Source organism: Streptomyces sp. UG1 (assembly GCF_049974585.1).
Taxonomy (GTDB): domain Bacteria; phylum Actinomycetota; class Actinomycetes; order Streptomycetales; family Streptomycetaceae; genus Streptomyces.
This window is the reverse complement of sequence record NZ_JBNGGG010000038.1, coordinates 1-13,586: the sequence shown is the minus strand read 5'-3', so window position 1 is coordinate 13,586 and position 13,586 is coordinate 1. Positions and strand designations below refer to the sequence as shown.

Below are 13,586 nucleotides of genomic sequence, written 5' to 3'. Positions count from 1 at the left end.
TGCACGAGCCGATGAGGATGAGGTCATGACCCACTGGTGGCAGAACGGCCCGATGCGCCTCGTACAGACCAACCTGCGGGAGATCGACGTCACCGCGGACCCGGACCGGTTCGTGGAGTCTCTACAGGAGTTCTCGGCGAACGTCGTCCTCTTCAACGCCGGCGGTATCGTCGCCAACTACCCCACGTCTCTGCCCTTCCACCACCGCAACCCGCACCTGCGCAGCGACTTCCTGGGCGAGGTGATCGAACGCACCCGGGCCGCCGGCATCCGCCTCATCGCCCGCTTCGACTTCAGCAAGCTCAACGAGACCATCGCGGCCGGCCACCCCGACTGGCACTACAAGAGCCTCGCGGGCGAGTCGGTCACGTACAACGGCCAGGTGCACACCTGCCTGAACGGCGCGTACCAGCAGGAGAAGTCCCTGGAGATCCTCGCCGAGGCAGCCGAGCGCTACCCGATCGACGGCGTCTTCATCAACATGCACGGCTACCAGGTACGCGACTACAGCCGCGTCTTCCACGGCTTCTGCCAGTGCGCCAACTGCGCACGCCGGTTCGCCGAGGAGTGCGCGGGGGAGCTGCCCCGCTCCACGGAGGACGAGAGCTATCCCGCTTACCTGGAGTTCCAGGCCCGTACCGTCGCCGAGCTCTTCCAGCGCCGGGCCGCCGCCGTGAAGGCCATCCGCCCGTCCATCGCCACGTGCAACTACACACCGTCGGGCACCGACATCTTCCGCCTGGAGTCCGGCACGCACATGGCCGACGGCATCCCCGACTTCACCTACGCGGCCAGCCATCACGTGAAGATGGTCACCGACAGCTTCCCCGGCATGGCGGTCAGCAACGCCGCCGTCCACTTCGTCGACTTCCCGATGCGCAACTCCGCCGTATCACCGCACCTGACGGCCCTGCGCCTCGCCCAGGACACGGTGCACGGCGGCTGGCTCGACTACTACGTCCTGGGCACGCTCGACGGGCAGGAGGATCGGCGGTGCTTCGACCAAGTCCGTGAGCTGTATGGATTCCACGCCGCGCACGAGCGCTACTACACCGGCACGAAGCCGGTCTCGGACGTCCTCCTGGTCCAGCCGCGCGGCCGGGGACCGGAGTTCTTCGGCATGTACCGCATCCTCGCCGAGAACCACGTGCAGTTCGACGTGATCAGCGAGTCCGTGGCCGACCGGGAGCGGCTGCGCGACTACGCCGTCGTCGTCGCCCCCGCCCCCCGCCTGGCCCTCGACACGGACCGCCCCGTCCTGCGGACCGGCACCACCGGCAAGGAGCACATCCAGGGCGCTTACTTCGCGATCCGCCCGGAGGACAAGAAGAGGCTTACCGGCCTGGACGACCTGGACCTGGTGTACCTCTACGGCGCGTTCGAGCCCGGCGGCAAGAGCGAAGGGACGGGCTTCCTGGCCTACATACCGCCGCACATGTTCGGCCCGCCGGAGAAGTGCTACTACACAGAGATCTCCTCCGACGTCCACGGCATGGTCCGCACACCCTCCGGCGATGTCGAGATCCCCTGGAACATCGGCACTCACTACCAGGAGTACGCGAACGACGGCCACGCCCGCCTGGTGATGGCGGCCCTCCGCGACCTGCTCGGCCTCGAACCGAGCCTCACCACCGACGCGCCGCCCCTGGTGGAGGTGTCCGTACGGGACAACCCCGGCGCGCGATGCCGGCTCGTCAACCTGGTCAACCTGACCGGCCAGCTGGGCACCGCCTTCCACGCGCCGGTCCCGGTCCGCGACATCACGGTGAGCCTCGCCACCGACCGCCCACCGCTCCGCGCCCACGCACTGCGCTCCGCCGTCGACCTCGCCCTGACCCTCCGCGACGGCACCGTCTCGCTGACCCTGCCCGAACTGCCGCTCTTCGAGACCGTGGTCATCGAGTACGGCGGACGACAGTGACGATGGACTCCTCCAAGGTCAGCGATTTCGTCGCGGTCGTCGGCACGGAGTACGTCCTCACCGAGCCGACCGAGCTGCGCACTTACGCATGTGACGGACTGACCGGCTACCGCGTGGTTCCCGCGCTGGTTGCCCTACCCGGCTCGGCCGCGGAGGTGGCAGCCACCATCGAGGGCTGCGCCCGCCACGGCATCCCCTTCGTGGCGCGCGGCGCCGGTACCGGTCTGTCCGGCGGTGCCCTGCCGGTCGCCGACGGGTGGTCATCTCCTTGCAGCGGCTGCGCCGGGTGGTCGAGGTCGACCCGGTGAACCGGCGGGCCGTGGTCGAGCCGGGCGTCACGAACCGCGAGATCAGCCGGGCCGCGGCACCGTACGGCCTGCTACTACGCGCCGGACCCGTCCAGCCGGCAGGTCTGCACGATCGGCGGGAACGTGGCGGAGAATTCGGGCGGCGCGCACTGCCTCAAGTACGGCTTCACCGTCCACCACGTCCTCGCCGCCGACGTGGTGCTCGCCGATGGCACGGTGACCACGCTGGGCGGAGACTCGCCGCAACAGCCCGGATACGACCTGCTCGGTGCGTTCACAGGGTCCGAAGGCACCCTCGGGGTGATCACCAAAGTGGTGGTGCGGCTGCTGCCCAGGCCCGAGACCGTCTCCACCGTGGTCGCCGATTTCCCCACCGTGGCCGCCGCCGGCGACGCCGTCACCGCCATCATCGCCGCCGGGATCGTCCCGGCCGCCATCGAGATGATGGACAACCTCGCTGTCCGGGCGGTCGAGGCGGCGGTCCCCGCCGACACCGCGGCGGCGCTCGTCATCGAGCTGGACGGCCCGGCGGACGAGGTCACCGAGCAGTTCGACCGGGTGCTCGGACTCTGCCGTCGGCACGGCAGCACGAAGCTGCGCGTGGCCGACGACCCGGCCGAGCGGGAGCTGATCTGGACGGGCCGCAAGGCGGCATTCGCCGCTGCGGGACGGCTCAGCCCCGACTACATCGTCCAGGACGGGGTGGTCCCGCGCGGCCGGCTGGGCGAGGTGCTGGTCCGGATCGCCGGGATGGCCGACGAGGCGGGCCTGCGGGTGGCGAACGTGTTCCACGCCGGCGACGGCAACCTGCACCTCCAGGTCCTGCTCGCTGAACATCGCGGGCATGGAGCAGGCCTTGTCGGTGCCGATGCCGGGCGATGACGCGCCTGCGGTCGGCGTTCGACCCGGCGGGGCTGTGCAATCCGGGGAAGATCTTCCCGACGCCCCGGCTGTGCGGTGAGCGCCCCAGCCCGTACCGGCCCCATCCACTGGAAGCGGCGGGGGTGATCGACCGATGGTGACGCGCCTGCGGCCGACCACGCTCGCCGAAGTGCGGGACGCGGTCCGCGACGGCCCGCCGCGCCTGCTGATCGCCGGTTCCGGTACGGCCGCGGAGTGGGGCGGCACACCGTCGCCGCACGACGCCGTCCTGGACGTCACCGGGCTCGACGGAGTCCTGACGTACCAGCCCTCCGACCTGACCGTCGCGGTCAAGGCGGGCACGCCGCTCGCCGCTCTGCAGGAGGTCCTGGCGGAGAACGGGCAGCAGGTCGGGCTCGACGCGGCCCGGATCCCGCGCGGCGCGACGGTCGGCGGACTGCTCGCCACGGCCGACGGGGGCCCGGCCAGGCACGCCTACGGCACGCTGCGCGACTGCGTCATCGGGATCACCGTCGTGCTGGCGGACGGGACCGTCGCGCGCTCGGGCGGGCAGGTCATCAAGAACGTCGCCGGCTACGACCTGGCCAAGCTGTTTCACGGCTCGCTGGGCACGCTCGGCGTGATCGCCGAGGTCACCCTGCGGTTGCACCCGCTGGCCGAGGCATCGTGCACCGTCGCCGCCGCCTGCACCCCCGGGCGGAGCCTGGAGTTGGCCGACCGGATGATGCGGGAGGCCCTGGAGCCGGTGGCGCTGGAGTGGTACGACGGCCGGCTGCTGGCCCGCTTCGACGGCAGCCGCGCCGGGGTGGCCCGGCGGGCCCGTGCCGCGGGCTTCGACCAGGCCGATCCCTCGGTCTGGCAGGCGGTGGCCGCCGTCTCGCTGGGAGAACCCGGCGACACGGTGTTCCGGCTCGGAACGCTGCCCGGCCTGTGGCCGTGGGTGGCGGATCTCGTGGGTGCGTTGACCGGCTGCCGGCCCGGCCCTCAGCAGCAGTGTCGCGGCCGGGATTCATACGGTGCGGCTGGCGGGCGGCAGCCCCGAGGAGTTGCGCCGGCTGCGGGAGGAAACCGATGGCCGGGGCGGCAGCACGGTCGTTCTGCGCCGTGGGGTGGACATGCCGGCGTGGGGCCCGCCGCCGGCATCCGTGGGCGTGATGCGGGCCGTCAAGCAGCGGTTCGACCCGTCGGACCGCTTCGGCGCCGGAAGGTTCACCCCATGGATCTGAACTCGTTCGACGAGACGAATCCGCCTCGACGGGAGTTGCTTGACGACTGCGTCCACTGCGGCTTCTGCCTGCCCAGTTGCCCCACGTACCTGCTGGACGGGAGGAGATGGACTCGCCCCGTGGCCGTATCCACCTGATGGACATGGCCGACCGGGGCGAGGTGCCGCTGGATGCCACGTTCGCCCGGCACATCGACGGGTGTCTGGGCTGTATGGCCTGTGTCACCGCGTGCCCGTCCGGCGTGCGCTACGACCGGCTGCTGGAGGCGACCCGGCCCCAGGTCGAGCGGAACGTCCCACGCGCGCCCGCGGACGCCTTGTTCCGCCGGCTGATCTTCAGCCTGTTCCCCTGTCCGAACCGCCTGCGCGCCGCCACGGTGCTCGGGCTGCTGTACCGGCGCACCGGTCTGCGGCGACTGCTGCGCCGGCTGCTGCCTCCCCGGCTCCGCGCCCTCGACGGTCTGCTGCCCCCCGTGCGACTGCGCGCCCTGGTCTCCCGTACGCCGTCCTTCGTACCCGCACGGACCGAACGGCGTCTGCGGGTCGCGTTGCTGGCCGGATGCGCCCAGCGGGTCTACTTCGGCCACGTGAACGCCGCGACCGCCCGGGTGCTGTCCGCCGAGGGCTGTGATGTCCTCATCCCGCCCCGCCAGCCGTGCTGCGGTGCGCTGAGCATGCACGCGGGCCTGGACTCCGACGCGGCGCGGCGGGCGCGCGGCACCATCGACGCGCTCGGCGACCTGGACGTGGACGCGATCGTGGTCAATGTGGCCGGCTGCGGGTCCACGCTCAAGGAGTACGGCGAGCTGCTGCACGACGATCCCGCCTACGCCGAGCGAGCCGAGGCGTTCTCGGCGAAGGTCCGCGACGTCCACGAGCTGCTCGCGTCTCTTCCCCCGGTGGCCCCGCGTCGACGGCCCGTCAAGGTGGCGTATCACGATGCCTGCCACCTGGCCAACGCACAGCGGATCACAGCCGAACCGAGGCAGCCGGACATCTGCTGTGGCTCGGCCGGTATCCACAACCTGGTGCAGCCCGAGCCGGCTGAGCGACTGGGCCGGCGCAAGGCGGGCAACCTCCTCGCCGGCCGGCCCGACGTGATCGCCACCGGCAACGCGGGCTGCCTTCTGCAGATCCGCCGCCACGCCGCCGACGCCGACGTTCCCGTCGTCCACCCGATCGAACTCCTCGACGCCTCCCTGCACGGCACGACATCGGCTCTGCGGACCGCCCGCCCCGGGAAGTTCCCGTCGGCCGCGGAGACGGCTCCCGACAGCCCCGCATGACGGGCGGCCGCCGCGACGCCGCGAACCTCAGGTGTTGCGGCCGCCGTTGACGCCGATGACTTGGCCGGTGATGTAACCGGCCTCGTCGCTCGCGAGGAACGCGCAGGTCGCGGCGATGTCCTCCGGTGTGCCGGCCCGGCGCACCGGGGTGCGGGCGGCGTGCTCGTCGACGGTGCCGCCCAGCCGGCCGCGCGCCTCGTTGCGGCGGGTCATCGGGGTGTCGATGAAGCCGGGCGGGATCGTGTTGACGGTGATGCCCTGCGGGCCGAGTTCCAGGGCGAGCGCCTTGGTGAAGCCGATGACGCCGGCCTTGGAGGCGACGTAGTGGGTCATCAACGGCTGGCCGCTGTGGGCGGAGGACGAGGCGATGTTCACGATCCTGCCCCAGCCCGCGGCCACCATGTCGGGGACGGCCGCCTGGCAGCAGTGGAAGGTGCCGGTGAGGTTGACGGCCAGCAGCCGGTTCCACTCCTCGACACTGATGTCGAGGAGTCTGCGGAAGCCCTCCTTGCCCGCGTTGTTGACCAGGACGGTGACCGGGCCGAGCCGGCGCCTGACGTCGGCCATGCCCTGGTCCACGGCGTCGCGGTCGGCCACGTCGACCGCGAGCGCGACCGCGGTTCCCCCGTCGGCGGCGATCGAATCCGCCGCGGCCTTCGCCGCCGTCGCGTCCAGGTCGAACACGGCCACCGCGGCCTTCTCCCGGGCCAGCCGCTGGGCGACGGCCAGTCCGATGCCCGAGCCGCCGCCCGTGACGACCGCGGCCTTTCCCTGAAGTGAGCCGCTCACACGGCCCTCCCTCCCGTGAGACGCTCCAGTGGCCGGTCCGGGGGACCGGCCACCGGAGGGTGCCGGATGTGTCACGCGTCCGCGGGGCCGGCGCGCATGCTGCGCGGGTCGTGGAGCCAGCCCTGGACGATGTCGATGAAGGTGCCCGGATACTCGTCCGGGAGCCGGGAGGCCTCCTGGAGGTCGGCCGCGAGCTGCGGCGGGACGACCACATCCAGGGCGGCCAGGTTCTCCGCGAGCTGCGCCTGCGTACGCGCCCCGATGATCACGGCGGTCACCGGCCGGGTCCGGAGCCAGGCGAGCGCGAGCTGGGCCGGTGTGCAGCCCAGTTCGCGGGCGCCTCGCCGGACGGCGGCGGCGACCCGGAAGCCGTGCTCGTTCTTGATCAGCCGGTCGAGGGCGACCGTGCGCTGTCCGAGCCTGGTGTCCTGCGACGGCTGCCCGGGAGTGATCTTGCCGGTGAGCATGCCGGCACCGAGCGGGCTCCAGCCGACGAACCCGAGTCCTTCCTGCGCGACCAGCGGGAAGTGCTCCCGTTCCAGGGTGCGCACGATCAGGTTGTACTGGCCCTGCAGGGCGATGAGGCGGTCGGTGCCGAGCCGGTCGCCGACCGCCAGGGCCTGCATGAGGCGGTAGGCGCGGATGTTCGAGACGCCGATGTGGCGGACCTTTCCGGAGCGGACCAGGTCGTCGAGGGCGCGCAGGGTCTCCTCCAGGGGGGTGCGCTCGTCGTCGACGTGGATCCAGAAGATGTCGATGTGGTCGGTGTCCAGGCGCCGCAGGCTCCTCTCGCAGGCGGCGGTCAGGTGCACTCGGCCCGTGCCGCCGTCGTCGGGCCCGGCCCCGACCGGCAGGCCCGCCTTGGTGCCTAGCACGACCCTCTCGCGCCGGCCCTTCAGGGCCCGCCCGCAGATCTCCTCCGCACTGCCGTAGGCGTCCGCGGTGTCGAGGAAGTTGCCGCCGGCCTCCAGGTAGCGGTCCACGAGGGCGGTGGCCGTGGCCTCGTCGCAGCCCCAGCCGCGCATGCCGAAGGTCATGGTGCCCAGCGCGAACTCGGACACCACCGGGCCGCTGTGTCCCAGGCGCCGTGTCCTCATGGTGCTCACACCGCCTGAGCCGATTGGTCGACGACCCACCGGACCATGCGGCGCAGCGGCTCGGTGCCGTCGTGCGGCAGCCCCAGGGTCTGCTCCCGGTCCACCCCGGCGGAGGGGGCCAGCAGGGAGGCACCCGCGGGCAGGACGCGCTGGACGCCATGCAGGGCCAGCGGGTCGCGCAGCCGCTCACGCAGCCGCTCGGGGTAGACGCCGACGGTCTGGGTGGCCTCACTGACCCAGTGCCGTACGCGGGTGATGTCCGCGACCGGGACGAGGTTGACGACCCGGTTGCTGAGCATGTCGGCGAACTCGACGGGTTCGTCGGTACGCGAGACGACGACACCGGCACCGGCGGTGTCGCCGATGACGCGGTAGAAGGTGTCGTCGAGGGCGAGTGCCCGCATCTCCTCCTCCAGGGCCGCGTTGGGGCGCCCGGGGGCGGTCGACTCGTGCGGGGGCAGGCTGAGGAAGGCGTCGTGGACGGCCCGGCCGAACGCCTCCAGGCGGGTCAGGTCGTCCTCGTCGGTGCCGCACTCGACGTAGACGATCCGGGTGGAGGAGCAGGCGGTCTGGTTCATGCGCCCGGCCATCAGGGCGACACCGACCGCGGCCTCCCGGGTCGCGGCGGGCGACTGAAGGGCCTCGTGGCCGACGACGGACACCGACAGCTTGGGGTTCATGCTGATCAGTTCGATACCCGGCACGAGGTACTTCTGAATGTGCGTCATGGACGCCATGCCGCCCCAGGCGGTCAGCTTCTCGATGCGCGAGGGCCGGTAGATCCGCCGCTCCACCTCCTCGTCGCCGCCCTTCCAGTAGGCGACCGCGAAGTGCCTGGTGACCGGGTGGCCCGGGTCCAGGTCGATCATGGTGCGTACGATCGCTGCGGCGGTGCAGGGATCGTTGGACGGCATCTTGATCAGGCAGTCGCCCTTGGTCAGGGCGGCGCGCTGGACGGTCATCGCCGCCACCACCGGGACGTTGCCGGCGATGACGTGCATCTGCCGGGTGCCGATGGCGCGCATCCGCATCGTCGAGCGGCCCGGGCGGCCCCGTTCGACCCAGCCGTCGAGGAAGGCCTTGCCCACCGTCTTGTCGATCTGCCCGCTCAGCCGGTCCCGGTCGAACATGGCGGGGAGTTGCTCGTAGACGGGCCGCAGCACCGGCTCCGTGAGCTCCCCGGCCGCCAGGCACAGCTCGAACGCCTGCCGCATCAGTGGGTTGTTGTCCAGCGCGAGCCGCGGGCCGAGCGCGGCGAGGAAGTCGATGATCTCGTCGATGGGCGTGTCGTGCAGGTCCCGCAGGGCGTCGGCGTCCGCGAGCACGAGATCGGCGGCGTGCCTGCACGGGTCCGGGGCGCGGAAGCGGGCCCCGGCACGGCCGCCGAACTCGACGGCGTCCGGCCCGGGTTCGATGACCCGGCCGCGGATGATGAGGGGGATGTCGAGGGTGGCGTTCCGGGTCGGTGGTGTCGTCAGCGTCATCGTCACGCCCCGTTCACGTAGTCCATGAAGGCGCCGTAGGCCTTGGCGGTGCCCGCGCAGGTGATCTTGTCGTACCCGCCGTCGAGTTCGCCGAACCGGGCGATGTCCTTGCCCAGCCGGGGGCCGCCCCAGCCGCACGGGCAGTGGTGGTCCCAGTGGACGGTGACCCGGTCGCCGGAGATGAACCCGCCCCAGTACGTCTCGGCGAGCAGGTCGTACAGCGCCAGCCGGCCGGTGACGGTCCCGGTGCGCGGCAGGAGTGCGGCCTCCTCGTCGAGGACGATCGGCACGGTCCAGGGCAGCAGGTGGTAGAAGCCCCAGCCGCACAGCGGAGCGGTGCCCATGCACTCGGACATCCCGTACAGGCTGCGGATGCGGTCGATGCCGAAGAAGTCCTTCAGCAGCTCCTCCCAGTCGGGCGGGGCGTCCCTGAACCCCTTCATCCCGCCGCCCGCCATGAGGATCGAGTCCGGGGCGAACGCGCAAGTGACGCCGCTCTCACGGCCCTTGAGGGCCAGGCGGACCAGGTCGGCCGACGTACCGCCGATACGCACCCGCTGCCCGCGGAAGTCCTCCGCCAGCCTGGCGAACCACCGCTGAAGGTCGTCGTCGCGGTGCCGGCTCGTCTCGATCAGCTGCTTGCGCTCCCGGAGCAGCTCCGGATCGATCTCCAGCCGGTCCAGTTCCCCGCTCTCCTCGGCCGCCGCCAGCCGGCCGGCCAGGGACAGCAGGTCGGAGGAGATCGGGTAGTCGTACAGCGCGTGCCGGGCGGCGTCCCCGCCCGCCTGCTCCCGGGCGAACAGGCGGCCCATCTTGGTCATCATCTGGTGGCCCGAGCGGTAGCCCGCGGAGAACTGGGGGATCCTCACCTCCCGCACGTCCACCCCGATCGCCGCGCGCATGGCCGCGAAGTGGACGTTGCGCCAGGCCGGCCACTCGGCCCGGGAACGCGGGATGAAGCTGAGTTTGCCGGTGGTGCCCGTCGAATGGCCGACGATCATTCCGTTGTCGTCGAGGCGGTCCAGCCAGGCGTCCACCGACCGCACCCCCTCCAGGGGTACGGCGGTCAGGTCGTGCGCGGTGAGCCGGTCCAGCCAGGCGGTGAGCCGGTCGAACCGGCGCCGCTCGATGAGGCCGATCGGATAGCTCTTGTAGACGCGGTGGTCGAAGAGCACCGGCACGACGTCCTCGATCGCCTCGATCCGGTCCACGCCCTGACGGGTCGCCAGCGCGTCCAGGGCGGCGACGCGGGGCCGCAGCGTCTCGAACCGCCGGGCCACTGCCCGGCGTTGGGCCTCCTCGACCTCGCCCCGCGACAAGGCGAACAGTTCCTCGATGGGCCGGCGCGTCCATGCCGCCACGTCGTCAGGGTTCAACGGCGCCGCGGGGGTCGTCTGCGTCATGACTCTCCATCCCGCTCCGTACTGTCCTGGACATCAAATATACGGAGCCGTATACTTATGTCAATGGAGACCACACCGAGCCCGGCAGGGCGCCTGCGCGCCGGACGGCCCACACAGGCCGAAGCGGAGCAGTTGGGCGTCCGGCTGCGCGAGGCCGCGCTGGAGGTGTTCCTGGAGAAGGGGTTCGACGGCACCTCGATGGAAGCTGTGGCGAAGGCTGCGGGCATCACCAAGCGCACGCTCTACGGCCGCTACCCGGACAAGAGGACACTGTTCGGCGCGGTCGTGAAGTGGGCGCTGTCCCGGTGGGCCGGCGACGAGCCACCGGCTGTCGAGCCCGGCGGCGACCTGGCCGCCGGACTGCTGGCGATCGGACGCTCCGCACTGGCCCGGGCGGTGGACCCCGACGTCGCCCGTCTCACGCGCATGGCGACCGCCGAGGCACACCGCTTCCCGGAATTCGCCCTCAGCACGCGCACGCTGACCTGGTCACCGCGGATCCGGGCAGTGGTCGATCTCCTGGAGGCGCACGCCGGTCAGGGAAAGGTGACCGCCCCCGACCGCGAGATCGCCGCCGAACAGTTCCTGGCCATGGTGACCATGGTGCCCGCCCAGTTGGCCGCCTTCGGCCTCGCCCGCGACTCCGAGCTGGAGGAACGGCATCTTCGCCATGCCGTGCACCTGTTCCTGAACGGGGTGCTGAGCCGCTGATCCCGCCGGTGTCCCGACCCCGGCTGTGCCGCCCGCACCCGCCCAGACGCAATGACCGGGAGAGCGCTCGTGAAACGGATGGACGTGACGATCGACGTCACCGACGCCGCAGGCCTCGGTGAACCCGCCGGCATCGCCATGACGGCACACCTGCCGGACCCCGGCGCCCTCGCCTCGCCGGCCGTGGTGTGCTTCGCCAAACCGGGCGCCGGTTTCTCCCGGGGCTACTTCTCCGCCGACCTGCCCGGACCCGGCAACGGCAGCCAGGGCGACTGGCATGCCGCGGCCGGCTGGATCTTCGTCTCGGTCGACCACCTCGGCACCGGCGACAGCACCCGTCACGACCCGGCCCGGCTGGGCTACGGCACGCTGACCGCGGCGAGCCGCGCGGCGGAGCAGGTGGTGCTGGACCGTCTCGCCAAGGGCACGCTCGACGCGACCCTGCCCGCCCTCGCCGACCCCGTCGTGCTGGGCATCGGCCAGTCCATGGGCGGCTCGCTCACCGTGGCCCAGCAGGGCCGGTACCATTGCTACGACGGCATCGGCGTCCTCGGCTACAGCGCCGTCCACAGTCACCCGCCCGCTCCGCCGGGCGCCGCGCCCACCGTGGTGCCGTGGACCCCGCGCGACACCCCGCCCGGTCAGGAGCCGATCGTGCTCAACGCGGCACGCCTCGACGCGGCCCGACGCTCCGCACCACCGCCCGACATCGCCTCCGCCGCCAACAGGTGGCTGTTCCACTACGACGACGTGGACACCGACCGGGTGCGCCAGGGCCCGTGGACCGCCTCGACCTACCCCATGGGTGTGATCGCCTCCTGCCTCACCCCCGGCGTGATCGCTCCCGAGGCGGCAGCGGTGGAGGTCCCCGTACTGGTGGCCCTCGGTGAGCGCGATGTGTCCGCCGACCCCAAGGGAGAGCCCCGCGCCTACCTATCGGCCGCGTCCGTGGACCTGTACGTCTGCCCGCGCATGGGCCACATGCACAACTTCGCCACGACCCGGGAACTCCTGTGGCACCGCATCCAGACCTGGGCCGCCTGGGTGCGGGCCGCCGCGGTCGCGACAAGGGCGGACTGAGGGAACGCCCGGCATCCGTGCGGGCAGGCCGGTCGCCGGACCGGCCTCCCGGACCGGACACCACGCAGCGGCTCACACCCCCGCCACCCTGCGCGGCCCGCGTCAACGGCGACAGCATGGAGCGCGTCCACCGTAGTGGTTCCACCTCGTCGGGCGGCGGGCGACCAGATCGGCGACAGCGAGGTCAGCACGGTGTCCGCACCCCGGCCCGGGCACGGCTCGCCGGAGGACGCACCATCGGTGTTCAAGTTCAGCCAGAGCAGGGCAGCAAGAGGACACCTCGTACATATACTTCCAATGCATCAGAATCCGAGATGTCTGCTACAGAACGTCACTGAACCACATTTGACACCCGGAATGCCCGGATATGCCGCAGAAGCGGACGGGAACGACAATACCTACAGCCTGAATTCGACCCGGATTCGCCCCGAGCTGTTTATTCAGTGCGTAAACATGGCCTCTGACCTGTGGAAATAACCCACACAGCCCGCTCGACGCGGACCACCATGGCACGCTGCGGTGTGCCGCGTGCAGCCACACCCATCCGCTGGGCGACCCGGCCTGGCAGTGCGCGAACTGCCACGGCCTCCTCGACCTCGTGGGGCACACACCGCTCATGCCCAAGACAGCCGACATCGCCATGGGCGAGGACACCCCCCTGGTCACCACGCCCGGTCAGCTCGGTGTCCAACTCAAAGTCGACCGTCTCATGCCGACCGGACCCCTCAAGGACCGCGGCGGAGTGATGCCGGCTGCCCTCGCCGCCCGCCTCGACGTGTCCCGGCTCATGGCCGACAGCAGCGGCAACGCGCGAACCGCCGTCGCCACTCGCGCCGGCATCGCCTGCGACGTGTACGTACCGGCCGGCACCTCAGCAGGCAAGGTCGCGCAACTGCGCGCCTACGGCGCCACCGTGCACCAGATACCCCGCACCCGCGAAGACACCGTCCAGGCGACAGCCCGAGCCGCCGACGAGCCGGGTGTCATCTACGCCGGCGACGTCCACTACCCCTTTTTCCCGCACGGCACCAAGACCTACGTGCTGGAGCTGCGGGAACAGCTCGGCTGCGGGGTGCCCGACACCCTCGCCCGGGCCACCGGCGGACCGGCGGCACCACGGTCATCCCGGCCGTCGGACCGGCTCCGGGGTTTCGGCACGGAGTCGGACGCCGCGGACGGTTGGTGCTGCTTGGGCAAGGATGTTCCCCCCAGCCGGGGGAACACCTGGTGGTGCCCGGGGGTCAGGCCAGTTGGTCGCGGAGCCACTGCAGGCTCCAGGGGACGATCTCCTGGGCCTTCTGCATGGCGCAGTGGGTGGCGTTCGGGACGAGCCGGACGACGGTGTTCGGGCGGGACTCCAGCGGCCTGGAGTCGTCGGCGGGGACGTGCTGGTCCTGGTC

At 71.5% G+C, this 13,586-nt stretch carries 11 protein-coding genes and 2 pseudogenes; 9 read left to right on the top strand and 4 right to left on the bottom strand.

All coding sequences use genetic code 11. The features are described from left to right. Positions 1-25 precede the first annotated feature (25 nt). From ACP4J3_RS35640 to ACP4J3_RS35615, 6 genes and pseudogenes are all read left to right on the top strand, one after another. Complete coding sequence (locus tag ACP4J3_RS35640; protein WP_426540452.1) at positions 26-1,921, top strand: hypothetical protein; 1,896 nt, start codon at positions 26-28, stop codon at positions 1,919-1,921. Positions 1,922-1,923: 2 nt separating this feature from the next. Continuing rightward, a pseudogene (locus ACP4J3_RS35635) lies at positions 1,924-2,252 on the top strand (FAD-binding oxidoreductase); the annotation flags it as partial. Positions 2,253-2,325: 73 nt separating this feature from the next. Next, a pseudogene (locus ACP4J3_RS35630) lies at positions 2,326-2,445 on the top strand (FAD-binding oxidoreductase); the annotation flags it as partial. Next, entirely contained in the window at positions 2,425-3,111 is a 687-nt protein-coding gene (locus ACP4J3_RS35625) for an FAD-linked oxidase C-terminal domain-containing protein (protein ID WP_426540565.1), read from the top strand. The pseudogene ACP4J3_RS35630 and the gene ACP4J3_RS35625, both read left to right, overlap by 21 nt. A 133-nt stretch (positions 3,112-3,244) precedes the next feature. Then, the gene (locus tag ACP4J3_RS35620; RefSeq protein ID WP_426540451.1) at positions 3,245-4,474 is read left to right on the top strand and encodes an FAD-binding protein; all 1,230 of its coding nucleotides are present in this window, start codon (positions 3,245-3,247) and stop codon (positions 4,472-4,474) included. After that, positions 4,444-5,622 (top strand): (Fe-S)-binding protein, encoded by a 1,179-nt coding sequence (locus tag ACP4J3_RS35615; RefSeq protein ID WP_426540450.1) that lies wholly within the window; start codon positions 4,444-4,446, stop codon positions 5,620-5,622. The genes ACP4J3_RS35620 and ACP4J3_RS35615 overlap by 31 nt, the downstream gene beginning before the upstream one ends. A gap of 27 nt (positions 5,623-5,649) precedes the next feature. Here the strand turns inward: ACP4J3_RS35615 and ACP4J3_RS35610 are convergent, their stop codons facing one another. From ACP4J3_RS35610 to ACP4J3_RS35595, 4 genes are all read right to left on the bottom strand, one after another. Further along, a complete protein-coding gene (locus ACP4J3_RS35610; RefSeq protein WP_426540449.1) occupies positions 5,650-6,411 on the bottom strand; it encodes an SDR family NAD(P)-dependent oxidoreductase in 762 nt (253 codons plus the stop codon). Between the two features lie 71 nt (positions 6,412-6,482). Beyond that, positions 6,483-7,508 (bottom strand): aldo/keto reductase, encoded by a 1,026-nt coding sequence (locus ACP4J3_RS35605; protein WP_426540448.1) that lies wholly within the window; start codon positions 7,506-7,508, stop codon positions 6,483-6,485. Positions 7,509-7,513: 5 nt separating this feature from the next. Next, positions 7,514-8,992, bottom strand: a complete 1,479-nt coding sequence (locus tag ACP4J3_RS35600; RefSeq protein ID WP_426540564.1) for an acyl-CoA reductase — start codon at positions 8,990-8,992, stop codon at positions 7,514-7,516. A 2-nt stretch (positions 8,993-8,994) separates the two neighbouring features. Then, positions 8,995-10,395, bottom strand: a complete 1,401-nt coding sequence (locus ACP4J3_RS35595; RefSeq protein ID WP_426540447.1) for a hypothetical protein — start codon at positions 10,393-10,395, stop codon at positions 8,995-8,997. Positions 10,396-10,458: 63 nt separating this feature from the next. Here ACP4J3_RS35595 and ACP4J3_RS35590 point away from each other — a divergent pair, with 63 nt between their 5' ends. The 3 genes from ACP4J3_RS35590 to ACP4J3_RS35580 form a co-directional block, all read left to right on the top strand. Then, positions 10,459-11,106, top strand: coding sequence for a TetR/AcrR family transcriptional regulator (locus ACP4J3_RS35590; protein WP_426540446.1), 648 nt, complete (start codon positions 10,459-10,461; stop codon positions 11,104-11,106). Between the two features lie 69 nt (positions 11,107-11,175). Beyond that, positions 11,176-12,186: a hypothetical protein gene (locus ACP4J3_RS35585; protein WP_426540445.1), complete on the top strand. Its 1,011-nt coding sequence runs from the start codon at positions 11,176-11,178 to the stop codon at positions 12,184-12,186. A 616-nt stretch (positions 12,187-12,802) separates the two neighbouring features. After that, positions 12,803-13,586, top strand: a 784-nt coding sequence (locus tag ACP4J3_RS35580) for a pyridoxal-phosphate dependent enzyme (RefSeq protein ID WP_426540444.1), incomplete at its 3' end; no start/stop codon positions are given.